Origin of the sequence: Cupriavidus respiraculi, from assembly GCF_914271545.1 — a bacterium.
In the GTDB taxonomy this organism is placed as follows: Bacteria; Pseudomonadota; Gammaproteobacteria; order Burkholderiales; family Burkholderiaceae; genus Cupriavidus; species Cupriavidus respiraculi.
The window spans coordinates 47,522-71,796 of record NZ_CAJZAH010000003.1; the positions used below are offsets into that span (position 1 = coordinate 47,522).

A 24,275-nucleotide genomic window follows, 5' to 3' on the forward strand; every position below is an offset into this window, starting at 1 on the left:
GATCAGAAATTGCAGAGCTTGAGCAGGAAGGGAATGTCCGCGTCCACGGACTTGGGGCGCATGTCGCCGTCCTGCTGGGTGAAGCGCACCCACAGCATGTACTTGTTGGCGCTCATTTCCGGGATGAAGGCGAGCAGCGACTCGTCCAGCATCACCTGCATCAGCTGGTAGCTGCGTCCCGACAGCATCTGCTGGTAGCTGCCGCCGGTGGCGATGACCTTGCCGCTCTGGCCCGATTCGCGCAGCAGGCGCAGCACGGTCGAGGTGCCCACGCGCAGCGGCACCAGCGGGCGTACCCACTTCAGGATATCCGCCTGCCGGTCCTCGTCGGGCCGGTGCTGCCAGGCGTAGTAGGAAGGCAGGTCGAATTCGCAGGTGCCGCCCGGGATGATCGCGCGGCTGCGGATGCTGGTCAGCCATTCGTTCTCGGTGAGCAGCTGTCCCGCCTTGCCCATCGCCGAACCGAGCAGCGCGATGGCGTGCTCGATCTCCCCGATCACGGTGTCCAGCGCCTGCTGGTCGATCTGCGGATTGCTGCGCAGCGCGGTCAGCGCCTGGCGCTGGCGCTCGAGTTCCTTGATCAGGTCGGTCTTCAGATCGGCGCGTCCGGCGACATCGATGATCTCGAACAGGGTGGTCAGTGCCACATGGTGCTGCAGGGCGTGGTGCTGCCCGAGAAAGAAATCCAGCCGATCGAACAGGTCTTCCAGGCGCAGTAGCGTCCTGATGCGTTCGTTGAAAGGATATTCGTACAGGATCAAGGGGCGTGTCCGTGCAGCGCGGCGATGGACCGGTACCCGGACCGGCGCGGCATCAGCGCATCAACGAAGCGGCGAATCCGCGCGTGCAGCGAGCGAAGCGGCAGGCTGTAGCGGATGCATTCGCATGACTTCGGTGAGGCTGGATCCGTGTCGGCAGAAACGGGAGTCCCGGCGGCGGTTTCGCCTTATCACCTGGATTCGGACCCGACTGGCCAACTGGCGTGGCGTTTCAGCGCGGGTCTTTCAAAAATGGCTGTATGCAGGCATTTCCCAGCATATTCCAACGCATTCTATGCGAGACCGCGTGAGAGAACAACGAATAGCGGGCCGCGCGGACGCGCCGGGGGCCGCATGCCCCGGCCGCACCACCCGTCAGTGGGGAATGCCGGCGGCGGGCGAGGGCGAGGAGAGCGAGCGGTAGAGCGCGTCGAGCTGGTCGACCTGCGCGGGCAGCGCCTGCGGCGGGCCGTCATTGTCGATCACATCGGTGGCGACGGCCAGGCGTTGCGCCCGGGTCGCCTGGCGCGCCATGATCGACTCGACCTGGGCGCGGGTAAAGCCATTGCGCGCCATCACCCGCGCGATCTGGTTCTCCTCGCTGCAGTCCACCACGACCACGCGTTCCACGCGCTCGCGCCACGTGCCCGACTCGACCAGCAGCGGCACCACGTAGATCAGGTACGGATGCCTGCCTTCGGTGCGCACCGCGAGCGCGCGCGCCTCGGTCAGCTGGCGGATCAGCGGGTGGGTGATGGCCTCCAGGCGGCGCTTCGCGGTGGGGTCGCTGAACACCAGCGCGCGCATGGCGTCGCGGTCCATCGCCCCGTCGGCGCGCAGGCAGCCGGGGCCGAACGCCTCGACCAGCGCCGGCATCGCCAGCCCGCCGGGCGCGGTGATTTCATGCGCCAGCAGGTCGGTGTCGATCACCGCCGCGCCGCGCGCGGCAAAGAGGTCGGCGACGCGGCTCTTGCCAGAGCCGATGCCGCCGGTCAGTCCGATCTCGAGCATGGGGTTTGCCATGGAAGGTCAATGCGCGGCCCGTGAACCCGCCATGCGGGGCTACTTACGGATACGCCAGGTCCAGCGCCGCCAGCATCAGCCAGTCCGCGCCGATGAAGAGCACGACGAGTCCGGCGCCGGCGATAAAGGGTCCGAAGGGGAACGGCGTATCGCGATCCTGACGGCGCAGCGCGATATTGGCAAGCCCGAACAGCAGGCCCACCACCGACGACAGCAGCACCAGTGCCGGCAGCGCCTGCCAGCCGAACCACGCGCCCAGCGCGGCCATCAGCTTGAAGTCGCCGTAGCCCATGCCTTCCTTGCCACGCACGAGGCGGAACAGCCAGTAGGCGCTCCACAGCAGCAGGTAGCCGGCGGCGGCGCCCACCACCGCATCGGCCACCGCCACGAAGAGGCCGCCGACGTTCAGCAGCAGCCCCAGCCACAGCAGCGGCTGGGTGATCTGGTCCGGCAGCAACTGGGTGTCGGCGTCGATCAGCGTGAGCGCCAGCAGGGCCCAGACCAGCGCCATCGCGGCCAGCGCCTGCCAGGTGGGTCCGAAGTGCCAGGCGACAAGCACGGCGAGCGCGCCGCTGGCCAGTTCCACCAGCGGATAACGCAGGCCGATCGGCGCGCGGCACGCCGCGCAGCGGCCGCGCAGGAGCAGGTAGCTGAGCACCGGGATGTTCTCCCGGGCGGCGATCGCATGGCCGCAGTGCGGGCAGGCCGAGCGCGGCAGCATGAGGTCGTAGCGGCCGGGATGGGGCACCGGGTCGCCGCGCAGCATGGCAATGTAGTTGGCCTCGTCCCGCTCCATCATGCGCGGCAGGCGGTGCACCACCACATTGAGGAAACTGCCGACCGCCAGGCCAAGCAGGCCCGCCGCCAGGCCCAGGAACCACGTGGGCAGCACGGCCAGCGCCCCGATCACCTGCGGCGCGCCGGCCGCTGCGAAAATCCCTTCCACCATGCCTCAGACCACCTGCCCCAGCTTGAAGATCGGCAGATACATCGCGATCACCATGCCGCCGATCAGCACGCCCAGGATCACGATGATGATGGGCTCGATCAGGCTGGAGATCGCGGCGACCGCGTCGTCCACCTCGCGCTCGTAGAACTCCGCCACCTTCAGCAGCATATTGTCCAGCGCGCCGGACTCCTCGCCGATCTGCGTCATCTGCAAGACCATATTGTCGAATACGTGGGTCGCCTGCATGGCGTTGGTGAGACTGGTGCCGATCCGTACCGCCTGCTCGATCTCCCGGGTGGCGTCGTGGTAGACCCAGTTGCCGGCGGCGCCGGCCACCGATTCCATCGACTCCACCAGCGGCGTGCCGGCCGCGAACATGGTGGCCAGCGTGCGCGTCCAGCGCGCGATCACCGCCTTGCGGAAGAGGCTGCCGAAGATCGGCAGGCGCAGCAGCATGCGGTCGCTCGCGCGCCGCACTTTCTCGGATCGCCGCCGCGCCCGCAGGTACATGACGATGGACAGGATGGGCCCGCCGACGATCAGGTACCAGTACTCCACGAAAAAATCGGAGATGGCGATCACCACCAGCGTCGGGGCGGGCAGGTTGGCGCCGAAGCTGGCGAACACTCCCTTGAACGCCGGGATCACGAACAGCATCAGGATCACGGTCACGGCGAAGGCCACGGTCAGCACCGCGATCGGATAGATCATCGCGGACTTGATCTGGCTCTTCAGCGCGATGGTCTTCTCCATGTACAGCGACAGCCTCTCCAGCAGCGCGTCCAGGATGCCGCCCTGTTCGCCGGCATCGATCAGGTTGCAGTACAGGGTGTCGAAGTAGCGCGGATGGCGCCGGAAAGCCTGCGCCATGCTGCTGCCCGATTCGATGTCGAAGCGGATTTGCGACAGCAGCTGCGTGAAGTTGGGATTGGCGTGGCCGCGCGCGATGATGTCGATCGACTGCAGCAGCGGAATGCCCGCCTTGAGCATGGTCGACAGCTGCCGGGTGAAATAGGCCACGTCCTTCTGCGTGATCTTGCGCCCGCGCGCCGCGCGGCGCTTCTTCAGCCGGACCACGGTCAGGCCCTGCTTGCGCAGCGTGGCGTTGACCTCGGCCTGGTTCCCGGCACGCAGCTCGCCGGTGAAGGCCTTGCCTTTGCGGTCCTTGGCCTCCCATTCGAAGATGTACTGGGTGGCCGGTTTAGAACCGCTCCCCGCCGCAGGCTTGACCCTTGCGGGCGCCGCCTTGCGGGCGGCAGCATCCGATGCGCGCGTCGCCATGTTTGACCCCTGATGACATTGTTCTGATGTTCTTTTTTATTGGTTCGTGGTTGCCAGCACTTCTTCGAGCGAGGTCAGACCTTGCCGGACCTTGAGCAACCCGGCCTCGCGCAACGATAGCACGCCGTCCTTGCGCGCCTGCTCGGCAATCTGCAGCGCCGTGCCGTGCGCCAGGATGATCTCCTGCATCGGCTCCGTGATCGGCATCACCTGGTAGATGCCGAGCCGCCCCTTGTAGCCGCTGCCGTTGCACACGTCGCAGCCCACCGGCTGGTATGGCCGCCAGCTGCCGTCCAGCTCGGACTCGCGAAAGCCCGCCTGCAGCAGCAGCCTTGCCGGCACCTCGATGGGCTGCTTGCAGGCGCACAGCTTGCGCGCCAGCCGCTGCGCCGTGATCATCAGCACGCTGGAGGCGATGTTGAACGGCGCCACGCCCATGTTCATCAGCCGGGTGAGCGTGGTCGGCGCGTCGTTGGTGTGCAGCGTCGAGAAGACCAGGTGGCCGGTCTGCGCCGCCTTGATCGAGATGTCGGCCGTCTCCAGGTCGCGGATCTCGCCGACCATGATGATGTCCGGGTCCTGGCGCAGGAACGAGCGCAGCGCCGCGGCGAAGGTCAGGCCGGCCTTCTCGTTCACGTTGACCTGGTTGATACCGGGCAGCTGGATTTCGGCCGGGTCCTCGGCGGTCGAGATATTGATCTCGCCCTCGTTGAGCAGGTTCAGGAAGGTATAGAGCGAGACCGTCTTGCCGCTGCCGGTGGGCCCCGTCACGAGCACCATGCCGTAGGGGCGCTTGATCACGTCCAGCAGCAGCGCCTTCTGCGCGGGCTCGTAGCCGAGCTGATCGATGTTCAGCTTGTCGCTGGACGAATCCAGAATCCGCATCACGATCTTCTCGCCGAACAGCGTCGGCAGCGTCGAGACGCGGAAGTCGATGGCCTTGGTCTCCGTGTCCCTGCCGTCCTGTTCCCTGTGTTCCTTCGGGTCCTTCAGGTCCTTCGGCTCCTTCTGCTCCTTGCCCTTGGGCAGCGGGATCAGCAGCTTCATGCGCCCGTCCTGCGGTACGCGCTTCTCGGAGATATCGAGGCGGGACAGCACCTTGATGCGGGTGGCGATCTTGTCGCGGATATCCAGCGGGGGGCGGGCCACCTCCTGCAGCACGCCGTCGACACGGAAGCGCACGCGGTAGAAGGTCTCGAAGGGCTCGAAATGCAGGTCGGACGCGCCGCGGTGAAAGGCCTCGGTCAGCAGCTTCTGCAGGAAGCGCACCACCGGGGCATCGTCGATATCGGCCGTGGCCTTGTTGCCGCGGGAGGCGGCCGCGGCCACGGGATCGTATTCGATCATCTTGCGCTCGGCGGCCACGGGCGAGACGGCGCGCAAGGTCCCGGCGCTTTCGCCGGCCGAACGGACATGCCGCATCAGCTTGTCGTGCTCCACGACGATGACCTCGACCGGCAGGTTGTACTTCTGCCGGATCGCATCGAGCCCGGCCTGGTCGGACGGATCGGACAGCCCCAGCACCAGCCGGTTCTCGCGCCGGCCAAGCGGCAGCAGCCGATGCGCATGGAAGTCGCGGTTGCCGGCCAGCGCCGGCGGCACGCGGTTCAGGTTGAACTGGTTCAGGTCCACCAGCGGCAGCTGGTACTTGTCGGCGGCGAAGATGGCCACATCGTGCGCGGTCATGGTGCCGCTGGCGATCAGCTCGTCGATCAGCTGGGATTTCTTCTCTCGTGCCGATTGCTCAAGCTGCGCGAGCAGCGCGGGCGCGACGCGCCGGCTCTGCGCTAGCGCTAGCGCTAGACCTAGTGTCATGGCGAAGGCTGGCGGCCGTGGCGCGGCCGAAGGACCCGGAATCGGGGCAGTTTGCTGTTGGGGTCACTTTTTGTAAAGCCGGCGCCGACCCGCGTTGGCATTTTTGCGACGCGGGTTCAACCCTACTGGCGAGGGAGGGCGCGGAGAGCGCAGTGGACGACCAAAGCAAAAAGGCCGTGCACATCGTGCACGGCCTTTTCTTGAAAACTGGTCGGGGTGAGAGGATTCGAACCTCCGGCCTCTACGTCCCGAACGTAGCGCTCTACCAGGCTAAGCTACACCCCGTTTTCGTCTGCCGATGAATTGCGTCAGCAGCAAAGAGCGCGAGTGTATCAGCTTGTTTTGGCCTTGAAAAGAGGGGCGCGCCGGCCGCGCAAAAAAATCATCCGTGGAGGGGCGCGGCGGGCCGGCTGCCCACGTTCGCGCCCGCCCGGGACGCCGCCGGTCACGGTCAGGACTGGCGCTGCAGCGAGAACGCGCACAGCGCGATCAGCGTTTCCTTGAGCTGCGAAGGGGGAAACTGCATGGCGGCGCGCTCGGCCGCCTCGGCCTCGCGCCTGGCCGCCTCGAAGGTGACGTCCAGCGCCCCGCAGGCGTGGATCGCGCTGAATACCGCGTCGAAATGCTCGGTGCCGCCCTGGACGATCGCCTCGCGCGCCAGAGCCCGCTGCTCGGCCGTGCCATGTTCCATCAGATGCAGCAGCGGCAGCGTCGGCTTGCCCTCGCGCAGGTCGTCGCCCGCGTTCTTGCCCATCTGCTCGGCGCTGGCGGTGTAGTCCAGCATGTCGTCGATCAGCTGGAAGGCGGTGCCGATGCGCCGGCCGTATTCCGCCGCGGCTTCCTCCATCGTGCTGTCGGCGCCGGCCAGCACCGCGCCCAACTGGGCCGAGGCCTCGAACAGCTTGGCGGTCTTGTAGCGGATCACCTGCAGATAGCGCTCCACCGTGACGTCGGGGTCGTGCATGTTCAGCAGCTGCAGCACTTCGCCTTCCGCGATGACGTTGGTGGCGTTGGAGAGGATCTCCATGATGCGCATGCTGCCGGCGTCCACCATCATCTGGAAGGCGCGGGAATAGAGAAAGTCGCCGACCAGCACGCTGGCCGCGTTGCCGAATACCGCGTTGGCGGTCTCGCGTCCGCGCCGCAGCTCCGATTCGTCGACGACGTCGTCGTGCAGCAGCGTGGCGGTGTGGATGAACTCGACCACGGCGGCCAACTCGTGATGGCGGTGACCGTCATAGCCGAAGGCGCGCGCGGACAGCAGCAGGATCACCGGTCGCAGACGCTTGCCGCCCGCGCTGATGATGTACTCGCCGATCTGCTCGATCAGCGGGACTTCCGAGGACAGGCGCTGACGGATGACTGCGTCGACGGCTCGCATGTCGGCGGCTACCGGGGCGAGCAGGGCAGTGGCGGAAGACTGAGACAAGATGATCACCGTTACGCAGAACGAGCGATTATATGCGATGGCCGTGGCGGGATGAACGCTGTTGGTGCGCGGAATTCGGCTTGCCGCCGGGCTTTGCCGCGCATCGCGGTGCCGGTGCGGGGCAGCGGTGCGGGTGCGGGCAAACCGCGATGTCGTGGCGCGGGGCGGCGCGCCTATAATGCCGGCATGAAAAAGCCGTCGTCTTCGAGCCCGGGTTCGCGCGCAAGCGGTCGCCGCATGGCGTGGTGGGTCGCCTTCGCCGCGCTGGCCGGTTTCCTGCTGGCCGAGGCAACGTGAGGCGCCGCCCCAGGTATCCCGCTGCGGCGCCATGCCGCATTCGCCTGCCCATGTGAAGCGCCAGGCGCGGCGGGACCGGCGCCATACGCTAACAGACCTATGTGTCTGTTTTCTTTGCGCTTTTCCGCAGTCTCGTATACAATCCCCGGTTTCCTCCGGCTGAAGTGCGTGTCTTGCCTCCCTGCCGGCGGGAGATAACCGGGCCTGCTGTATCGTTCCGCCTCGCCGCGGAGCCTTGCCAGCGTTGGCTTTCGGCGTTTTATTTCACATCGAGAGGTTCGACAATGTACGCGGTCGTAAAAACCGGCGGTAAGCAATACAAGGTTGCTGCTGGCGAAAAACTTAAAGTAGAACAGATACCGGCAGACATTGGCGCAGAAATCACGCTCGACCAGGTGCTCGCAGTGGGCGCCGGCGACCAAATCAAGTTTGGTACGCCGCTGGTGAGCGGGGCTTCCGTCAAAGCTACCGTTATCTCCCAAGGTCGTCACGACAAGGTGAAGATCTTCAAGATGCGCCGTCGCAAGCACTACCAGAAGCGTCAGGGCCATCGCCAGAATTACACCGAACTGCGCATCGAATCGATCGTTGCCTGAGCGTTCGCTCAGTCAGCATCGGATCCAAGCGTAATCAGGTAAAAGCGACAGGAGTTAAGTCATGGCACAGAAAAAAGGCGGCGGTTCCACACGGAACGGCCGCGATTCCGAATCGAAGCGTCTGGGTGTGAAGGTCTTTGGTGGCCAGGCCATCAACGCCGGCAGCATCATCATCCGTCAGCGCGGCACCCGTGTGCACGCCGGCGAGAATGTGGGCATCGGCAAGGACCACACCCTCTTCGCCCTGGTCGACGGCCACGTGAAGTTCGCCGTCAAGGGCGCTGCGAAGAAGCAGCAGGTCAGCGTCGTTCCGGCAGCCTGATCACAGCCTTTGCAGCACGAAGGCCCCGCAACGCTTGCGGGGCTTTTTCTTTTCTGGCGACAATATCAGCGTCGCCGGCCGCGGCCGCCACGAGGGCGGCGCGAGGTAGCACACCACGGAAGCCATCATGAAGTTCATCGACGAAGCCCGCATCGAGGTCATTGCCGGTAATGGCGGCAATGGCAGCGCGTCGTTCCGGCGCGAGAAGTTTGTGCCGTTCGGCGGACCCGACGGCGGCGATGGCGGCCGGGGTGGCAGCGTGTTCGCCGTGGCCGACCGCAATATCAATACGCTGATCGATTTCCGCTACGCCAAGAAGCACGTGGCGCGCAACGGCGAGAATGGCCGGGGCTCGGACTGCTACGGCGCCGCGGGCACCGACGTGACGCTGCGCATGCCGGTCGGCACGCTGATCATGGACATGGACAGCGGCGAGCTGATCGCCGACCTGACCGAGCACGGCCAGACCGTGTGCCTGGCCGAAGGCGGCATGGGCGGCTGGGGCAACCTGCACTTCAAGTCCAGTACCAACCGCGCGCCGCGCCAGCAGGTGGACGGCAAGCCGGGCGAGCGGCGCATGCTCAAGCTCGAACTGAAGGTGCTGGCCGACGTCGGCCTGCTGGGCATGCCCAACGCCGGCAAGTCGACCTTTATCTCGCACATCTCGAACGCGCGTCCGAAGGTGGCCGACTATCCGTTCACCACGCTGCATCCCAACTTGGGTGTGGTGCGCGTGGACCACGAGCAGTCGTTCGTGGTCGCCGACATTCCCGGCCTGATCGAGGGCGCTGCCGAGGGCGCGGGCCTGGGGCACCAGTTCCTGCGCCATCTGCAGCGTACTGGCCTGCTGCTGCATATCGTCGATCTCGCCCCGTTCGACGAGGCGGTCGATCCGGTGGCCGAGGCCAAGGCCATCGTCAACGAGCTGAAGAAGTACGACGAGACGCTGTACGCCAAGCCGCGCTGGCTGGTGCTCAACAAGCTGGACATGGTGCCCGAGGACGAGCGCGAGGCGCGCGTGAAGGACTTCGTCAAGCGCTACAAGTGGAAGGGGCCGGTGTTCCGCATCTCGGCGCTGACCGGCGAAGGCTGCCGCGAGCTGATCTACGCGATCAAGGACCATCTCGCGCAGATCAAGGCCGACGAGGCCGCGGCGCTGGCCGAACCGGATATCCGCCTCGACGACCGCCTGCAGAACGTCGATCAGGCAAGCATCGACAACAAATGATCCGCCGCCGGTGCGCGCCGCGGCGCGCACCGGATGGCGCACCCGAGCGCATCAGTCCCCAGGAGACAGGATTTGGCCACCGCATCGGTCACGCAATCGGACACGCAGCCGCTCATGCAGCCGCTCACGCAGCCAGTCACGCAATCGGTCATCGCGCAGGCGAAGCGCATCGTCGTCAAGGTGGGCTCGAGCCTGGTCACCAACGACGGCAAGGGCCTGGACCACGACGCCATCGCCCGCTGGGCCGCGCAGATCGCCAAGCTGCGCGGCGCCGGCAAGGAAGTGGTGCTCGTGAGCTCCGGCGCCATCGCCGAGGGCATGCAGCGCCTGGGCTGGGCGCGCCGGCCGAAGGAAATCCACGAGTTGCAGGCCGCCGCAGCCGTCGGACAGATGGGACTGGCCCAGGTCTATGAGAGCCAGTTCGGCCGCTACGGCGTGCGCACCGCGCAGGTGCTGCTGACCCATGCCGACCTGGCCGACCGCGAGCGCTATCTGAACGCGCGCTCGACGCTGCTGACGCTGCTCGCGCTGGGCGTGGTGCCCATCATCAACGAGAACGACACGGTGGTCACCGACGAAATCAAGTTCGGCGACAACGACACGCTGGGCGCGCTTGTCACCAACCTGATCGAGGGCGATGCGCTGGTGATCCTGACCGACCAGCGCGGGCTCTATACCGCCGATCCGCGCAAGGATCCGCAGGCACGCTTCGTCGACGAGGCGCTGGCCGGCACGCCGGAGCTGGAGGCGATGGCCGGCGGCGCGGGCACCGCGATCGGACGCGGCGGCATGCTGACCAAGATCCTGGCCGCCAAGCGCGCCGCCAAGTCGGGCGCGCATACCGTGATCGCCTCGGGCCGGGAGGCCAATGTGCTGGACCGCCTGGCGACCGGCGAAGCCATCGGCACCCAGCTGCTGGCGGCGACCGGCCGGCTGACGGCGCGCAAGCAATGGATGGCCGACCATCTGCAGCTGCGCGGACGCGTGGTGATCGACGCGGGTGCGGCCGACAAGCTGACCAGCGGCGGCAAGTCGCTGCTGCCGATCGGCGTGGTGGAAGTGCAGGGCGAATTCGCCCGCGGCGAGGTGGTGGCCTGCGTGGACCCGGCGGGCCGCGAGGTGGCGCGCGGCATCACCAACTATTCGAGCGCGGAGGCGCGGCTGATCGCGCGCCGGCCATCGTCCGAAATCGAGGCGGTGCTCGGGCACCTGAACGAGCCCGAACTGATCCACCGCGACAACTTGGTGCTGGTCTAGCGGGCGCGAGGCTCCCGCCCAAAGAAAAAGCTGCCGCCGGTCACCCGGGGCAGCTTTTTTGTCGATGGCGCAGCGTTTCGCTCAGCGGTAGATGCCTCCGCGCGGCACGCTGTCGCGTAGGGCGCGCACGATGTCGTCGGCTTTGCGGACCGGCGTGCGGCCTTCACACAGGTAGTCGGTCGCCAGCGTCGCGGCGTAGCTGTTGCGCACGCTCGTATTCATGCGCTGCCAGCCCTGGCGGTCGTCGCTGCGATTGCGCACCCAGTCCTTCGCGCCAGGGGGCAGGGTGGCGAACAGCTTGCGCTCGAAGACGTCGCAGCGCACGCCCTCGTAGCTGACATTGCGCGCGCCGGTCGGGCTGGTGATGACCACGGCGTAGCGCACCGCGCCATCCTCGCCGACCACGACCGACTTGCTGTCCACGGCGAAGGTCAGCCGGCCGGTGGTGCTGACGTCGAACGGAATCAGGTTCGCCTCCGCGGGCGGCGGGGGCAGCTTGGTCTCGACTTCCTTGAAATCCTTGTCGCCGAAGGGATCGATGAACCTGGTCCCCTCCGCTTCCTCCGCTTCTATCTGGGCCTGCCGCTTGGGCGTCTCGACGGCGGTGGAGCAGCCTGCCAGTACCGCGCCGATCGCGGCGGATGCCAGGCAGGCGGCCAGGCGGGGGTGTCGGCGAAAGCCGGCCAATCTACTCATCGGTGCTCCGTGGTTCCGCGCAGGCCGATTCGGCCGGTCGCGTGTCGTGTGTCTCGTCGTGGCAGGACGTCTCCGCCCCCTGGTGGCCGCCATGGGCCAGCTTCGGTTTGCCGCCCCCCTGCCGTCCGTGGTGGTTGCCGTATGGGCTCAACGGTGCGCGCGTGCCGCGATGCAGGAAGCGCGACAGCTCGTTGAGCGCCATCTGGTAGACCTCGCGCTTGAACTCGATGACCGCGTCGAGCGGCACCCAGTAGTGGCTCCAGCGCCACGCGTCGAACTCGGGATGGTCGGTGGCGCGCAGGCAGATGTCGCAGTCGCGGCCCGCCATGCGCAATAGAAACCAGATCTGTTTTTGCCCCTTGTAGTGCCCGCGGATTTCGCGGCGTATGAACTTGTCCGGCACCTCGTAACGCAACCAGTCGCGCGTGCGACCGACGATCCTGACGTGCTGCGGCAACAGTCCGACCTCTTCGTGCAGTTCGCGGTACATCGCCTGCTCCGGCGTTTCGCCGTATTTGATGCCGCCTTGAGGAAACTGCCAAGAATGTTCGCCGATACGCTTGCCCCAGAACACTTCGTTCCGTGCGTTGATGAGGATGATGCCGACGTTCGGGCGAAAGCCTTCACGATCGAGCATGACTGCACCTCGAATCCTTTAGAATTACGCCGATTATAAAGGAAGCGCGTCGAGCGGCCTGCCGCCATCGGCCTGATCGTTTTCCCTTGTTTTTCCCTCGGTTATCCTGTTGGGAAGCGCCGTTCCAGGCGCCTCCCACCCAAGAATCCGCGCCACGCGCCCGGGGCTCGCGCCCGGGGCCCTGGCCTCAATAGAAAGCTACGGATGAAAGCCTCGCAATTCTTTATCTCCACCCTGAAGGAAGCGCCCGGCGACGCGGAAATCGTGTCGCACAAGCTGATGATGCGCGCCGGCATGATCAAGAAGCTCGGTGCCGGCATCTACAGCTACATGCCGATGGGGCTGCGCGCGATCCGCAAGGTGGAGAACATCGTGCGCGAGGAAATGAACCGCGCCGGCGCGGTGGAACTGTCGATGCCGGTGGTCCAGCCGGCCGAACTGTGGCAGGAGACCGGCCGCTGGGACAAAATGGGCCCGGAGCTGCTGCGCCTGAAGGACCGCAACGAGCGCGATTTCGCGGTGCAGCCCACTTCCGAGGAGGTGGTGACCGACATCGCGCGCAATGAAATCCGCAGCTACAAGCAGCTGCCGCTGAACTTCTACCAGATCCAGATCAAGTTCCGGGACGAGCGCCGGCCGCGCTTCGGCATCATGCGCGGGCGCGAGTTCACCATGAAGGACGCCTACTCGTTCGACCGCGACGTGGAGGGCATGCGCGTCTCGTACCAGAAGATGTATGACGCCTATGTCCGCATCTTTACCCGCTTCGGACTGGAGTTCCGCGCGGTGGCCGCCGACAACGGCGCCATCGGCGGCTCCGGCTCGCACGAGTTCCACGTGGTGGCCGATACCGGCGAGGACGCGCTGGTGTACTGCCCGGACTCGGACTACGCGGCCAATATGGAAGCCGCCGAAGCGCTGCCGCTGCTGGCCGAGCGCGCCGCGCCGGCCGAGGCGCTGACGCGCACGCCGACGCCGGGCAAGGCCAAGTGCGAGGACGTGGCGCAGCTGCTGGGCATTGCGCTGGAGCGCACCATCAAGTCGATCGTGCTGGCCACCGAGACGCCCACGGCGGACGGCGGCAAGGACACGCAGATCTGGCTGCTGCTGCTGCGCGGCGACCATGACATGAACGAGATCAAGGCGTCGAAGGTGCCGGGCCTGGCCGAGTTCCGCTTCGCCACCGAGGCCGAGATCGTGGCCGCCTTCGGCACGCCGCCCGGCTACCTGGGCCCCGTGGGCACCAAGGTGCCGGTCAAGATCGTGGCCGACCGTACCGTCGCCAACATGAGCGATTTCGTCTGCGGCGCCAACGAGCGCGATTACCACCTGACCGGCGTCAACTGGGGCCGCGACCTGCCCGAGCCGCTGGTGGCGGACCTGCGCAACGTGGTGGCGGGCGACGCCTCGCCCGACGGCAAGGGCTCGCTGGCCATCTGCCGCGGCATCGAGGTGGGCCATGTGTTCGCCCTCGGTACCCGCTATTCGGAGGCGATGAACGCCACGTTCCTGGACGAGAACGGCAAGACCCAGCCCCTGCAGATGGGCTGCTACGGCATCGGCATCACGCGCATCCTGGGCGCCGCGATCGAGCAGAACTACGACGAGCGCGGCATCATCTGGCCGGCCGCCATCGCGCCGTTCGAGGTGGTGGTGTGCCCGGTGGGCTACGACCGCTCCGAGGCCGTCAAGGCCGAAGCCGACCGCATCCATGCCGAACTGCTGGCCGCCGGCGTCGACGCGATCCTGGACGATCGCGGCGAGCGCCCCGGCGTGATGTTCGCCGACTGGGAGCTGATCGGCGTGCCGCACCGCGTGGTGGTGGGCGACCGCGGACTCAAGGAGGGCCTGGTGGAATACCAGGGCCGCCGCGACCCGGAAGCCGCCCGCGTCGGCGTGGCCGACGTGGTCGGCCATGTCCGCGGACTGCTGGCGCGTTGAACGCATGACTGCCGCGCGGCTGTCCGGCTTGCTGGCGCGCGCGGCGCTGGGCGTGGGCCTGGCGCTGGCGCTGAACGCCGCGTGGGCCGGCGCCCAGAAGGAAGAGGATCTGGCCGACTCCGTCCGCGGCGCGCTGGCCGCGGCCATCGCCGATCACCGGCCGGTGCGGCCGGCGTTCGCCGCCAACGGCGAGCGGCTGGCCTACGTGAAATGGCTGGACGAGATGTCGCGGCGGCTCGAGAGCCGGATTCCGGAGCCCCAGGTCCGAGTGGAATTGCTGGAGACCGCCTACTACGAGGCGAGGCGCGCCGGCCTGGAGCCCGCGCTGGTGCTGGGCCTGATCCAGGTCGAGAGCAACTTCCGCAAGTACGCCATCAGCAGCGCCGGCGCGCGCGGTCTGATGCAGGTGATGCCGTTCTGGTCCCGCACCATCGGCGATGGCGACGCCCGCAAGCTCTTTCATCTGCAAAGCAATCTGCGCTACGGCTGCACGATCCTGCGCCACTACCTGGACCGCGAGAACGGCGACCTGTACCTGGCGCTGGGCCGCTACAACGGCAGCCGCGGCCGGGCGGAATATCCCAATGCGGTGCTCGGTGCCTGGAAGCGCTGGCAGTACTCCGAGGCGACCGTGGTGATGGCGGGCGAGCCGGACGGCGCGGCCCCCCGCGCACGCAAGCTGCCGCCCGAAGCGCCGGCGCGTAACCCGTTCTCTCCGGCCCGCGTGGCCGATCCCTCATGACGGCTCGCTCGCATTCCACTTCCCCCAACCCCTCGCGCGCGTCCGGCCATGCCGCCGCGGGCAAGGCGGGCTACGCGACTTCGTCGCCGGAGCTGGAATCCTGGCTCAGGCGCCATATCGAGCAGGGCTTCGGCGCCGAGGCTCTGGTGCGGTCGATGCGCCAGTCCGGCTACGAGGAAGCGTTCGCCCGTGCCACGGTGCAGGCCGCCCTGGCCGCCAGCGGCCGGGCGGACCCCGTCCCGCCCGCTGCGCAGGACACGCCGCCGCCTTCGCGGCGAGAGCCCGCCGCGAAGGCGGCGAAGCACACCAAGGCGGCGCGGGTCAATGCGATCCGGCATGAAGGGCGGGACATTCCGGTGCTCTTCTCGATGCAGGCGCCGCATATCGCGCTGTTCCAGCAATTGCTGCTCGAGGACGAGTGCGACGCGCTGATCGGGCTCGCGCGTGGCCGCATGACCCGCTCGCCGGTCATCAATCCCGATACGGGCGACGAGAACCTGATCGATGCGCGCACAAGCATGGGCGCGATGTTCCAGGTGGGCGAGCATCCGCTGATCGAGCGCCTGGAGGCGCGCATCGCGGCCGTCACCGGCGTGCCGGTCGAGCACGGCGAAGGGCTGCAGATCCTGAACTACAAGCCCGGCGCCGAATACCAGCCGCATTTCGACTTCTTCAACCCCGGGCGCCAGGGCGAGGCCCGCCAGCTGAAGGTCGGCGGGCAGCGCGTGGCCACCCTGGTGATCTACCTGAACAATGTTCCGGCCGGCGGCGGCACGGCGTTTCCGAAGGTCGGCCTGGAGGTGACGCCGGTGAGGGGCAACGCGGTGTTCTTCGCCTATCTGGGCGACGACGGCTCGCTGGACGAGCGCACCCTGCATGCCGGGCTGCCGGTGGAGCAGGGCGAGAAATGGATCGCCACCAAGTGGCTGCGCCAGTTCCCGTACCGCCACGAATCCTGAGCCGCCGCGGGGGGCGGCGGCTGCCCGGGCGGTGAACAGCGGTCGCTTCAGTCCTTCAGCGCCCGGATGGCGCCGAGGTTGCGCCAGTAGCCCTTGACGTCCATGCCGCAGCCGAACACATAGCGGTCCGGCACCGCGAAGCCGCAGAAGTCCGGATGCATGGGCTTCTGCTTGGCCAGCGTCTTCTCGCACAGCACGGCGGCGCGCACTTCCCGGGCGCCCATCTCCATGATGCGCTGGCGGATGGCGGCCATGGTCTCGCCTTCATCCAGGATGTCGTCGAGCACCAGCACCACGCGGTCCTTGACCGACTCGCGCGGCGCCACGCGCCACTGCATCTCGCCGCCCACGGTCTTGTTGTTGTAGCGCGAAAGGTGGATGTAGTCGAACTCCAGCGGAAACGCGAGCTTGGGCAGCAGCATGCCGGTGAAGACGACCGCGCCGCCCATCACCGACAGCACGAGCGGGAACTGATCGCCCATCGCGGCGGCGATCTCGCCGGCCATGCGGTCCAGCGACGCCTGCACGGCCTGCGCGCTGACGATTTCCTCGGAGTTGTCCCACAGTTCGCGGGCCTGGTCGGCAGTCATCATGGTATGTGTCCTGTGTGGCTTGGCAGCGGGGCGGGTGGCCCAGTAAAGGCAGCAACCCGCGTTCAGCGGTTGAACAGGCCCTTCATGCCGCCCTTCATCGCGCCCATGGAGCGCATCATCTTCATCATGCCGCCGCCCTTGAGCTTCTTCATCATGCTCTGCATCTGGTCGAACTGATTGAGCAGGCGGTTTACCTCCTGCACCGGCACGCCCGCACCGGCGGCGATACGGCGCTTGCGGCTGGCCTTGATCAGCTCCGGCTTGGCGCGCTCGGCGGCCGTCATGCTGTTGATGATGCCTTCCATGCGCCGCACCTGCTTCTCGGCCACGTCCATATTGGCGCCCTGGGCCTGCTGGGCGAACTGGGCGGGCAGCTTGTCAACGAGGCTGCCGAGCCCACCCATCTTCTTCATCTGGCCGATCTGCGCCTTGAAGTCCTCCAGGTCGAAGCCGCCGGTCTTCTTGATCTTCTTGGCGAGCTTCTCGGCGGCTTCCATGTCGACGCCGCGCTGGGCTTCCTCGACCAGGGCGAGGATGTCGCCCATGCCCAGGATGCGCTGGGCCATGCGGTCCGGATAGAAGGGCTCGAGGCCGTCGAGCTTTTCGCCGACGCCGACGAACTTGATGGGCCGGCCGGTGACGTGGCGCACCGACAGTGCGGCGCCGCCCCGCGCATCGCCGTCCAGCTTGGTCAGCACCACGCCGGTCAGCGGCAGCGTGTCGTTGAACGCCTTGGCGGTGTTGACCGCGTCCTGGCCCAGCATGGCGTCGACCACGAACAGCGTTTCCGCGGGCTTGAGCTCGGCGTGCAGCGCGGCGATTTCCTTCATCATCGCCTCGTCGATGCCGAGCCGGCCGGCCGTGTCGACGATCAGCACGTCGTGATAGTGCTTGCGGGCCCAGTCCACCGCGGCGCGCGCGATATCGACCGGGCGCTGGTCGGGCTGGGACGGGAAGAAGTCCGCGCCGACCTGGTCGGACACGGTCTTGAGCTGGGCGATGGCGGCGGGGCGGTACACGTCGCACGACACCGTCAGCACTTTCTTCTTCTTGTTTTCCTTGAGCCATTTGGCCAGCTTGCCGACCGTGGTGGTCTTGCCCGCGCCCTGCAGGCCGGCCATCAGGATGATCGCCGGCGGCTGCACCGCCAGGTTCAGCTCGGCATTCTTCGCGGCGCCGGCGGCAGCGGGGGCCACCGCCTCCTCGCCGCCGATCACCACGGTCAGCTCCCGCTGCACCACGCCGACCAGGGCCTGGCCCGGCGTCAGGCTGCTGACCACTTCCTCGCCCAGCGCCTTGTCCTTGACGCGGGCGATGAACTCGCGCACCACGGGCAGCGCCACGTCGGCCTCGAGCATGGCGAGGCGCACTTCGCGCAGCATCTCGGCGGTATTGGCTTCGGTGAGGCGAGCCTCGCCGCGCATGGTCTTGACGACCCGCGCCAGGCGTTGAGTAAGGTTGTCCAGCATGGCAGGAATCCGGGGTAGGCTTTTGTGGGGTTGGGTCGCGGCGGGCCGGCGCACTGGCCGACGTCGGGGCCGCCATTCCGGCCGCCCCGCGACGCGCTCGCTTCTCTCGCGACGGTACGCGACAGTCGGCCGCAGGATAGGGCAGCGGGCGCCACCGCGACAGGGCGCTAAGGTAAACTGCGCAAATGGTGATTGTACTGTATGCCCTCACGGCACTTCTCTATTGCGCCCTGGCCTCGCACGGCTGGGCGACGCGCCATCCGCAACTGTCGGCGGCCGGCGCGTCGGGTGGCGCCGCCTCCGCCGTGCTGATCCCGGCGACGGACACCCGCGGGGGCGAGTCGCAGCCGATGTGGTGGCATCTGCTGATGGTCGCCGCGCTCGCCAGCCACGGCTTCCTGCTCCACGAGACCATCTTCCCGGCCGACCGCATGGTGTTCGGCTTCGCCTTCGCGCTGTCCGCCATGTTGTGGCTGGGCGTGGGCATCTACTGGGTCGAGAGCTTCTTTTTCTCGCTGGCCGGCCTGGGCCTGATCGTGATCCCCGTGGCCATGCTGGCCAGCCTGATTCCGCTGGCCTTCCCCGGCGCGCAGATCCTGGGCTATGCCGCGCGGCCGCTGTTCAAGCTGCACTTCATCATCGCCAACGTGGCCTATGGCCTGTTCACGCTGGCCGCCTTCCATGCCTTCCTGATGCTGCTGGCCGAGCGCCGCCTGCATGGCTTCAACCGCCGTCCGGCCAACGGCGCGGGCGCGCTTGAGGGCGGCGAATACGGCCGCTGGCTCGGGCGCTGGCTGGACCTGCTGCCGCCGCTGCTGACGCTGGAAAAGCTGCTGTTCCGCCTGATCGGCGCCGGCTTCGTGCTGCTGACGCTGACCATTGCCTCGGGCCTGCTGTTCTCGGAGCAGCTGTTCGGGCGGGTGTTCCGGCTGGACCACAAGAGCGTGTTCGCGCTGGTCTCGTGGTTCATGTTCGCCGGCATCCTGGCGGGCCGCCGCTTCTACGGCTGGCGCGGCCGCGTGGCGCTGCGCTGGGTGATCGCCTCGTTCGGCATCCTGCTGCTGGCCTATGTGGGAAGCCGCTTCGTGATCGAAGTGATTCTGCACCGGTTCTGATTTCCCCCTTCGAGTCTCCATGGCCCGCATATTCCTGTTCCTGGCGATCGCGATCGCCATTCTCTGGTGGCTGCGCAGCCGGATCGCGGCGCGCCGCCAGGCCGACCGCTCCGCGGCCACGCGCGGCGCGCAGCCGGGCACGCCGGGGGCCACCCAGGAGCCGATGGTGCAGTGCGCCCAGTGCGGCGTCCATGTGCCGGCCGGAGAGGCCATCGCCTTCCGCGGCCTGCACTATTGCCGGCGCAGCCATCTGCCGCCGGCCGGCGAGTCCGACGACTCCGCTTCCGGCGGCGCATGAGCGGCGCCGCGGCCGGCCCGTCCCGACTCAATGCCTGGCACGGGCTGCTCGCGCTGTGGCGGGCGCCGGACCCTCCCGAGTTCCACTGGCGCCTGCTGCGCTATTTCTCCTGGACCCGCGTCGCGGTGGCGCTGGTGCTGGCGCTGCACGCCTGGCTGCCGCCCGTCGGCCTGCCGGCCGAGGGCGCCCGCGCCGCGCGGCTGGCGGTGGCGGCCGGACCGGCCGCCTGGCCCTACCTGGCGGTGGCGCTCGCCATGGTGGCCGGCACGCTCTGGTGGCGCCGCCGCTTTCACCTGCGGGTGCGCGCGCAGGTCGTCGTCGACCTGATCCTGCTCGGCTGGATCTATCACGCGATCGATCGCCAGGGCGATGCGCTGGCCATGACGTTCCTGGTGCCGGTGCTGGAGGCCGGCGCGCTGGCGGGGCTGTCGTTCGCCCTGTTCGCCGCCGCCGTCTCCGCGCTGGCGGTGCTCGCGCATCCCTTCACGCATACGCTGCTGCAGGGCCAGGCCGACGCGGGGCTGCTCGGCGCGGGCCTGTACGGCCTGGTCTTCATGATCGCGGCCACGCTGATGCATCTGCTCGCTAACCGGCAGATCGCCCAGGAACGCCTGGCGCTGGCGCGCGAGCAGGAACTGCGGCTGCAGCAACTGGTGAACCGGCTGATGGTCAACGACATGCAGGACGGCGTGATGCTGCTGCGCGCCAACGGCCAGGTGGTGGCCGCCAACCCGGCGGCGCTGGTGCTGCTGGGCGTGCAGCCCACCGAGCGCGGCAAGGCCGAAGGGGTGCTGGCCGACCTGCGCGGCATTGCCCGGCTGCAGCCGCTGATGGCGATGCTGCGCGACTGGCTGCGCAACAAGGACCGCGGCAACGACGATACGCCGCGCGTGCTGCAACTGCTGCCGCTGCCCTCGCGCCCGTCCTCCGGCGGGGGCCTGCTGCATACGCGGCTGCGCCTGCGCTTCGTGCTGCCGGGGCTGGCCTCGCTGCAGGCCACGCACGCGCCCACGCTGTCGCAGGGCATGGCCACGGGGGCGTGGAACGATCTGTCGCCGGAAGATGCGGCGCATCTGCGGCTGGCCATCGCGCGCACCGAGGCGATGGCGTGGCAGCCGGAGGACGAGGCGCTGCTGCGCAGCGAGATGCGCGACACGGTGCTCGTGCATATCGAAAGCTGGGAGCGGATCGCCGAGCAGGTCCAGCAGGAGAAGCTCGCGGCGATGGGGCGGCTGGTGGCGAGCGTCGCGCATCAGATCCGCAATCCGCTCGCGGCGATCAGCCAGGCGAGCGAGCTGCTGTCCGACAGCGGGCGCAAGCGGGCGCCGGCGATCACGCCGATCACGACGACGACAGCGATGGCGGCGATGCCGGCGCTAGATCCGGCCGGTGCGCTGGCCAAGGGCGAGGCGGCGGAGGACGACGACGTCGATGCCCGCCTGCTGCGCATCATCCATGACAATGTGCGCCGCCTCGACCAGGTGGTGTCCGACGTGCTCCAGATGTCGCGCCGCCCGCGCACCGAACACCGCTCGGTTCGTCTCGATGCCGCGCTACCGGCCATCCTGGAGCGCTGGCGCCTGGAGGTACGTGCGCGGGCCGCGGCGGCGCCGGAGTCCGGCGGGCGCCCGGCGGAGGCCAATCCCAACGCCATCCGCCTGGCCGTGGACGTGGCGCAGCCGGTGATCTTCGATCCCTCGCAGCTGCAGCAGGTGCTCGGCAATCTGCTGGACAACGCCTGGCGCTATTGCAGCCGGCGCCCCGCGTCGATCCGGCTGCTGGCCCATGCGCTGGACCAGCACCATGCCGAACTGATCGTGTGGAACGACGGCGCCGAGATCTCGCGGGAGGCGCAGCGCAGCCTGTTCGAGCCGTTCTTCACCAGCGATGCGCAGGGCACCGGCCTGGGTTTGTTCATGGCGCGCGAGCTGTGCGGGGCCAACGATGCCCAGGTCCGCTACGGCCCCATCGCGCTGGAGGCGCTGCTCGCGCGCACCGGCATGCTGCTGGGGGCGGCTCGCGATACACTGCCGGCCAAAGCCTTCGTGCTGACGCTGCGCATCGACACGCCGGACGCCGCCGGCGCCTGAGCGCGCGCCGCCCGGCAACGCCCGCCAACGACCATCGTCTCGCCACGCCTTCCATGCCGCCCCGCACTCCCGGTCCCGACCCCATTCTCGTCATCGACGACGAAGCCGACCTGCGCGAGCTGCTCGATATCTCGATCCGCCGGATGGGCCACGACGTGGTGCTGGCGGGCTCCCTGGCCGAGGCGCGCGCGCAGCTGGCGCAGCGGCGCTTCAGCCTGGTGCTGACCGACATGCGGCTGGGTGACGGCATGGGCATCGAGATCGTGCGGCAGTTGTCCAGCGCGCCCGAACGCGTGCCGGTGGCCGTCATCACCGCCTACGGCAGCGCCGACAATGCGGTGGACGCGCTCAAGGCCGGCGCGTTCGACTACATCGCCAAGCCGGTGTCGCTGGAGCAGCTGCGCAGCCTGGTGCGCAACGCGCTCGGGCGGCAGGCGCGCGAGGCGGGCGAGGGCAGCGACGGCGGCGCCGAAGCGGCCGGCGCGCCGGCCGAGACGGTCGATCGCGCCGTCAACCTGCTGCCCGGCTACTGCACGGCCATCCAGGACGTGCGCCGCTCGCTCGGCCGGCTGGCGCGCAGCATGGCGCCGGTGGTGATCAGCGGCGAATCGGGCAGTGGCAAGGAGCGCGCGGCGCGCGCCATCCATGCGATCAGCGCCCGCGCGGCGCGGCCCTTCGTCGCCGTCAATTGCGGCGCGATCCCCGAGACGCTGATGGAATCGGAGTTCTTCGGCTATGTGAAGGGGGCCTTCACCGGCGCGGATGCCGAACGCGGCGGCTTTTTCCATGCGGCCCACGGCGGCACGCTGCTGCTGGACGAGGTGGCCGATCTGCCGCTGGCGATGCAGGTCAAGCTGCTGCGGGTGCTGCAGGAGCGGCGCGTGCGCAGGATCGGCGCGAGCCAGGAGGATCCGGTGGACGTGCGCGTCATGTGCGCGAGCCACAAGGACCTCGCGGCGATGGTGGCCGCCGGCCAGTTCCGCCAGGACCTCTACTACCGGCTCAATGTGCTGGAGCTGCGCATGCCGACGCTGCGCGAGCGCGCCGAGGACATTCCGGTGCTCGCCCGCGCGATCCTTGCCCAGCTTGCCGCCCGCTACGGCGATGCGCATCCCAAGCGCCTGAGCCCGGCGGCGCAGGGTCGGCTGATGGCGTATGCCTTCCCCGGCAATGTGCGGGAGCTGGAAAATCTGCTGGAGCGCGCCTACGCGTTTGCCGAGCACGAGGACATCGGGATCGGCGACCTAGGTCCGCTCGATGGCGGCGCCGAGCGTGGGCCGGTGCCCGCGCCGGTCCCGATGCCGGTTCCCGCGGCGCGGCCGGATCCGGCGGGACCGCCGGCCGAGACGGCGCACGCTGCGTCCGCCTTCGACGCCATGCCGGCGCCGGCGCTGACCGGTGTCGCGGGCATCGCTGCCGCGGAGCCCGTGCCGGTGCAGCGCGTGGCGTTCCCCATCGACCTGCCGCGCCGCCTGGAGGCGCTGGAGCGTGAACTGATCCTGCAGGCGCTGCAGCAGACCGGGTTCAACCGCACTGCCGCCGCGCCGCTGCTGGGGCTGAGCTTCCGCCAGTTGCGCTACCGCATCCAGCAGCTGGGCATCCGCGGTGGGCGCGACGATGCGGACGACACGGCCGGCGAGGGCGCCTCGCTGGCCGCGCCGGGCGGAGAGCACCATGGCTGACGCGGGGCAGGTGCCGCGCATCGACGACGCCGGCTGGGTCGACACGGCGCGCCGCGTGCCGTCGCCCAATTTCGACACGCGCCCGCCCGGCCTGCCGGTCGATCTGGTGGTGGTGCACAACATCAGCCTGCCGCCGGGGCAGTTCGGCAGCGGCGATGTCGAGGCCTTCTTCCAGAACCGGCTGGACCCCGCCCGCCATCCCTTCTACGCCACCATCGCGGACCTTCGCGTCTCCGCCCATTTCCTGGTGCTGCGCAGCGGCGAGCTGGTGCAGTTCGTGTCCTGCCTGGACCGCGCCTGGCACGCCGGGCAGTCGGCATTCCTCGGGCGCGAGCGCTGCAACGACTTCTCGATCGGCATCGAGATCGAGGGCAGCGACGACCTGCCGTTCGAGCCTGCGCAGTACGGCACGGCCGGGGCGCTGGTGCGGGCGCTGGTGGCGCGCTATCCCGTGCGGGCGGTGGCGGGCCACAGCGATATCGCGCCCGGCCGCAAGACCGACCCCGGACCGCACTTCGACTGGCAGCTTTTTGCCACGACCGCGGCCCTGCCCGGCACGATGTTGCCGTATCGGGTCGATCGACAGCGCATTGGGGAAAACCCGCAGCCCGCTCGGGGCTATCGGAAAACGTGACGCAATCGAAAAAAATTCTGACGTCGGTGCGACACCCCACAAAGTCGCCGGTTTCCTTGCCGGGCTTGGTTTGGCGGCCGATGGCGTCGCCTCGGGTGACACATCCCGGCCACAAACGCGGCTTGTCAAGACTGGTCAAGCCAGTTGATTTCACTATACTTAGTCCAGCTTTTCGTTACGACCACTACATCTAGTGGTGTTTTCGGGGAGCCGGCCTAGGCGTGCAGCGTTCGTCACCAAGCCGTCACGCTCCACCGTCAATGTGCGCGTGTGCAGCTTTCCACGCGTCGCGGTGGCAGCAAGCCCGGCCGGCAAATCAACAGCAAGCCTTTCAAAGCGTCGCAAGCCAAGCAGTCCTCCGCCGGTACGTCCGCGCGGTGGCGGAGCTTTTGCCGTTGCGAGCGGGGAGGGCGGCTGTTTGGTCAATTCGCTCAATTTGTCGATCAATAACACTGGTTGCAAAA

Annotated in this window: 23 protein-coding genes and 1 tRNA gene; 12 read left to right on the plus strand and 12 right to left on the minus strand. The window is 68.1% G+C overall.

The annotated features are described in order from the left end of the window. Positions 1–2: 2 nt before the first annotated feature. The 7 genes from zapD to ispB form a co-directional block, all read right to left on the minus strand. Entirely contained in the window at positions 3–761 is a 759-nt protein-coding gene (gene zapD, locus LDO27_RS15295) for a cell division protein ZapD (protein WP_222208580.1), read from the minus strand. Between the two features lie 372 nt (positions 762–1,133). Then, positions 1,134–1,769 carry a dephospho-CoA kinase gene (gene coaE / locus LDO27_RS15300; protein WP_222208578.1) on the minus strand — a complete coding sequence of 212 codons (636 nt, stop codon included), beginning with the start codon at positions 1,767–1,769 and terminating at the stop codon, positions 1,134–1,136. Positions 1,770–1,824: 55 nt separating this feature from the next. Further along, positions 1,825–2,730 (minus strand): prepilin peptidase, encoded by a 906-nt coding sequence (locus LDO27_RS15305; RefSeq protein ID WP_224042597.1) that lies wholly within the window; start codon positions 2,728–2,730, stop codon positions 1,825–1,827. 3 nt (positions 2,731–2,733) lie between these two features. Then, the gene (locus LDO27_RS15310; RefSeq protein WP_224042599.1) at positions 2,734–4,011 is read right to left on the minus strand and encodes a type II secretion system F family protein; all 1,278 of its coding nucleotides are present in this window, start codon (positions 4,009–4,011) and stop codon (positions 2,734–2,736) included. Positions 4,012–4,047: 36 nt separating this feature from the next. Then, positions 4,048–5,826, minus strand: a complete 1,779-nt coding sequence (locus tag LDO27_RS15315; protein ID WP_224042601.1) for an ATPase, T2SS/T4P/T4SS family — start codon at positions 5,824–5,826, stop codon at positions 4,048–4,050. Positions 5,827–6,034: 208 nt separating this feature from the next. Next, positions 6,035–6,111, minus strand: a tRNA-Pro gene (locus tag LDO27_RS15320). Positions 6,112–6,277: 166 nt separating this feature from the next. Continuing rightward, positions 6,278–7,207: an octaprenyl diphosphate synthase gene (gene ispB / locus LDO27_RS15325; protein WP_224043134.1), complete on the minus strand. Its 930-nt coding sequence runs from the start codon at positions 7,205–7,207 to the stop codon at positions 6,278–6,280. Positions 7,208–7,836: 629 nt separating this feature from the next. Here ispB and rplU point away from each other — a divergent pair. The 4 genes from rplU (at position 7,837) to proB (ending at position 10,955) form a co-directional block, all read left to right on the plus strand. After that, positions 7,837–8,148 (plus strand): 50S ribosomal protein L21, encoded by a 312-nt coding sequence (rplU, locus tag LDO27_RS15330; protein WP_222208570.1) that lies wholly within the window; start codon positions 7,837–7,839, stop codon positions 8,146–8,148. A 61-nt stretch (positions 8,149–8,209) separates the two neighbouring features. Then, the gene (rpmA, locus tag LDO27_RS15335; RefSeq protein WP_222208568.1) at positions 8,210–8,470 is read left to right on the plus strand and encodes a 50S ribosomal protein L27; all 261 of its coding nucleotides are present in this window, start codon (positions 8,210–8,212) and stop codon (positions 8,468–8,470) included. A 127-nt stretch (positions 8,471–8,597) separates the two neighbouring features. Further along, the gene (gene obgE / locus LDO27_RS15340; protein WP_224042602.1) at positions 8,598–9,698 is read left to right on the plus strand and encodes a GTPase ObgE; all 1,101 of its coding nucleotides are present in this window, start codon (positions 8,598–8,600) and stop codon (positions 9,696–9,698) included. Positions 9,699–9,812: 114 nt separating this feature from the next. Continuing rightward, complete coding sequence (gene proB / locus LDO27_RS15345) at positions 9,813–10,955, plus strand: glutamate 5-kinase (RefSeq protein ID WP_222208659.1); 1,143 nt, start codon at positions 9,813–9,815, stop codon at positions 10,953–10,955. A gap of 81 nt (positions 10,956–11,036) precedes the next feature. Here proB and LDO27_RS15350 read toward each other — a convergent pair whose 3' ends face one another. Then, entirely contained in the window at positions 11,037–11,651 is a 615-nt protein-coding gene (locus tag LDO27_RS15350; protein WP_222208564.1) for a CNP1-like family protein, read from the minus strand. Next, a complete protein-coding gene (locus LDO27_RS15355) occupies positions 11,644–12,288 on the minus strand; it encodes an RNA pyrophosphohydrolase (protein ID WP_222208562.1) in 645 nt (214 codons plus the stop codon). The genes LDO27_RS15350 and LDO27_RS15355 overlap by 8 nt, the downstream gene beginning before the upstream one ends. A 204-nt stretch (positions 12,289–12,492) precedes the next feature. Between LDO27_RS15355 and LDO27_RS15360 the strand changes: the two genes are divergently transcribed. From LDO27_RS15360 to LDO27_RS15370, 3 genes are read left to right on the plus strand one after another with little or no spacing between them, the layout of a single operon-like run. Continuing rightward, positions 12,493–14,229, plus strand: coding sequence for a proline--tRNA ligase (locus LDO27_RS15360; protein ID WP_224042604.1), 1,737 nt, complete (start codon positions 12,493–12,495; stop codon positions 14,227–14,229). A gap of 4 nt (positions 14,230–14,233) precedes the next feature. Next, the gene (locus LDO27_RS15365; RefSeq protein WP_224042605.1) at positions 14,234–14,971 is read left to right on the plus strand and encodes a lytic transglycosylase domain-containing protein; all 738 of its coding nucleotides are present in this window, start codon (positions 14,234–14,236) and stop codon (positions 14,969–14,971) included. Then, the gene (locus LDO27_RS15370; RefSeq protein ID WP_224042607.1) at positions 14,968–15,930 is read left to right on the plus strand and encodes a 2OG-Fe(II) oxygenase; all 963 of its coding nucleotides are present in this window, start codon (positions 14,968–14,970) and stop codon (positions 15,928–15,930) included. The genes LDO27_RS15365 and LDO27_RS15370 overlap by 4 nt, the downstream gene beginning before the upstream one ends. Positions 15,931–15,977: 47 nt before the next feature. Here the strand turns inward: LDO27_RS15370 and LDO27_RS15375 are convergent, their stop codons facing one another. Then, the gene (locus LDO27_RS15375) at positions 15,978–16,523 is read right to left on the minus strand and encodes a hypoxanthine-guanine phosphoribosyltransferase (protein ID WP_224042608.1); all 546 of its coding nucleotides are present in this window, start codon (positions 16,521–16,523) and stop codon (positions 15,978–15,980) included. Between the two features lie 62 nt (positions 16,524–16,585). Continuing rightward, positions 16,586–17,992 (minus strand): signal recognition particle protein, encoded by a 1,407-nt coding sequence (ffh, locus tag LDO27_RS15380; RefSeq protein WP_224042610.1) that lies wholly within the window; start codon positions 17,990–17,992, stop codon positions 16,586–16,588. Between the two features lie 185 nt (positions 17,993–18,177). Between ffh and LDO27_RS15385 the strand changes: the two genes are divergently transcribed. Genes LDO27_RS15385 through ampD form a run of 5 tightly spaced genes read left to right on the plus strand, consistent with a single transcriptional unit; the run spans position 18,178 to position 23,811 of the window. Continuing rightward, the gene (locus LDO27_RS15385) at positions 18,178–19,107 is read left to right on the plus strand and encodes a cytochrome C assembly family protein (RefSeq protein WP_222208552.1); all 930 of its coding nucleotides are present in this window, start codon (positions 18,178–18,180) and stop codon (positions 19,105–19,107) included. A gap of 19 nt (positions 19,108–19,126) precedes the next feature. Further along, a complete protein-coding gene (locus tag LDO27_RS15390; protein WP_224042611.1) occupies positions 19,127–19,405 on the plus strand; it encodes a PP0621 family protein in 279 nt (92 codons plus the stop codon). Beyond that, positions 19,402–21,495 carry an ATP-binding protein gene (locus tag LDO27_RS15395; RefSeq protein WP_224042613.1) on the plus strand — a complete coding sequence of 698 codons (2,094 nt, stop codon included), beginning with the start codon at positions 19,402–19,404 and terminating at the stop codon, positions 21,493–21,495. Before LDO27_RS15390 ends, LDO27_RS15395 begins: the two co-directional genes overlap by 4 nt. A 53-nt stretch (positions 21,496–21,548) precedes the next feature. Further along, complete coding sequence (locus tag LDO27_RS15400) at positions 21,549–23,177, plus strand: sigma-54-dependent transcriptional regulator (RefSeq protein ID WP_224042615.1); 1,629 nt, start codon at positions 21,549–21,551, stop codon at positions 23,175–23,177. Next, positions 23,170–23,811 carry a 1,6-anhydro-N-acetylmuramyl-L-alanine amidase AmpD gene (gene ampD, locus LDO27_RS15405; protein WP_224042616.1) on the plus strand — a complete coding sequence of 214 codons (642 nt, stop codon included), beginning with the start codon at positions 23,170–23,172 and terminating at the stop codon, positions 23,809–23,811. The genes LDO27_RS15400 and ampD overlap by 8 nt, the downstream gene beginning before the upstream one ends. Positions 23,812–23,970: 159 nt before the next feature. Here ampD and LDO27_RS15410 read toward each other — a convergent pair whose 3' ends face one another. Next, positions 23,971–24,258 carry a hypothetical protein gene (locus LDO27_RS15410; protein ID WP_224042618.1) on the minus strand — a complete coding sequence of 96 codons (288 nt, stop codon included), beginning with the start codon at positions 24,256–24,258 and terminating at the stop codon, positions 23,971–23,973. Between the last annotated feature and the right edge of the window lie 17 nt (positions 24,259–24,275).

What these genes read in the sequence shown, in the direction of transcription:
- coaE (WP_222208578.1), bottom strand. Translation starts at nt 1,769, where the DNA reads ATGCTCGAGATCGGACTGACCGGCGGCATCGGCTCTGGCAAGAGCCGC.
- LDO27_RS15305 (WP_224042597.1), bottom strand. Translation starts at nt 2,730, where the DNA reads ATGGTGGAAGGGATTTTCGCAGCGGCCGGCGCGCCGCAGGTGATCGGG.
- LDO27_RS15310 (WP_224042599.1), bottom strand. Translation starts at nt 4,011, where the DNA reads ATGGCGACGCGCGCATCGGATGCTGCCGCCCGCAAGGCGGCGCCCGCA.
- LDO27_RS15315 (WP_224042601.1), bottom strand. Translation starts at nt 5,826, where the DNA reads ATGACACTAGGTCTAGCGCTAGCGCTAGCGCAGAGCCGGCGCGTCGCG.
- ispB (WP_224043134.1), bottom strand. Translation starts at nt 7,207, where the DNA reads ATGCGAGCCGTCGACGCAGTCATCCGTCAGCGCCTGTCCTCGGAAGTC.
- rplU (WP_222208570.1), top strand. Translation starts at nt 7,837, where the DNA reads ATGTACGCGGTCGTAAAAACCGGCGGTAAGCAATACAAGGTTGCTGCT.
- rpmA (WP_222208568.1), top strand. Translation starts at nt 8,210, where the DNA reads ATGGCACAGAAAAAAGGCGGCGGTTCCACACGGAACGGCCGCGATTCC.
- obgE (WP_224042602.1), top strand. Translation starts at nt 8,598, where the DNA reads ATGAAGTTCATCGACGAAGCCCGCATCGAGGTCATTGCCGGTAATGGC.
- proB (WP_222208659.1), top strand. Translation starts at nt 9,813, where the DNA reads ATGCAGCCGCTCACGCAGCCAGTCACGCAATCGGTCATCGCGCAGGCG.
- LDO27_RS15350 (WP_222208564.1), bottom strand. Translation starts at nt 11,651, where the DNA reads ATGAGTAGATTGGCCGGCTTTCGCCGACACCCCCGCCTGGCCGCCTGC.
- LDO27_RS15355 (WP_222208562.1), bottom strand. Translation starts at nt 12,288, where the DNA reads ATGCTCGATCGTGAAGGCTTTCGCCCGAACGTCGGCATCATCCTCATC.
- LDO27_RS15360 (WP_224042604.1), top strand. Translation starts at nt 12,493, where the DNA reads ATGAAAGCCTCGCAATTCTTTATCTCCACCCTGAAGGAAGCGCCCGGC.
- LDO27_RS15365 (WP_224042605.1), top strand. Translation starts at nt 14,234, where the DNA reads ATGACTGCCGCGCGGCTGTCCGGCTTGCTGGCGCGCGCGGCGCTGGGC.
- LDO27_RS15370 (WP_224042607.1), top strand. Translation starts at nt 14,968, where the DNA reads ATGACGGCTCGCTCGCATTCCACTTCCCCCAACCCCTCGCGCGCGTCC.
- LDO27_RS15375 (WP_224042608.1), bottom strand. Translation starts at nt 16,523, where the DNA reads ATGATGACTGCCGACCAGGCCCGCGAACTGTGGGACAACTCCGAGGAA.
- ffh (WP_224042610.1), bottom strand. Translation starts at nt 17,992, where the DNA reads ATGCTGGACAACCTTACTCAACGCCTGGCGCGGGTCGTCAAGACCATG.
- LDO27_RS15385 (WP_222208552.1), top strand. Translation starts at nt 18,178, where the DNA reads ATGGTGATTGTACTGTATGCCCTCACGGCACTTCTCTATTGCGCCCTG.
- LDO27_RS15390 (WP_224042611.1), top strand. Translation starts at nt 19,127, where the DNA reads ATGGCCCGCATATTCCTGTTCCTGGCGATCGCGATCGCCATTCTCTGG.
- LDO27_RS15395 (WP_224042613.1), top strand. Translation starts at nt 19,402, where the DNA reads ATGAGCGGCGCCGCGGCCGGCCCGTCCCGACTCAATGCCTGGCACGGG.
- LDO27_RS15400 (WP_224042615.1), top strand. Translation starts at nt 21,549, where the DNA reads ATGCCGCCCCGCACTCCCGGTCCCGACCCCATTCTCGTCATCGACGAC.
- ampD (WP_224042616.1), top strand. Translation starts at nt 23,170, where the DNA reads ATGGCTGACGCGGGGCAGGTGCCGCGCATCGACGACGCCGGCTGGGTC.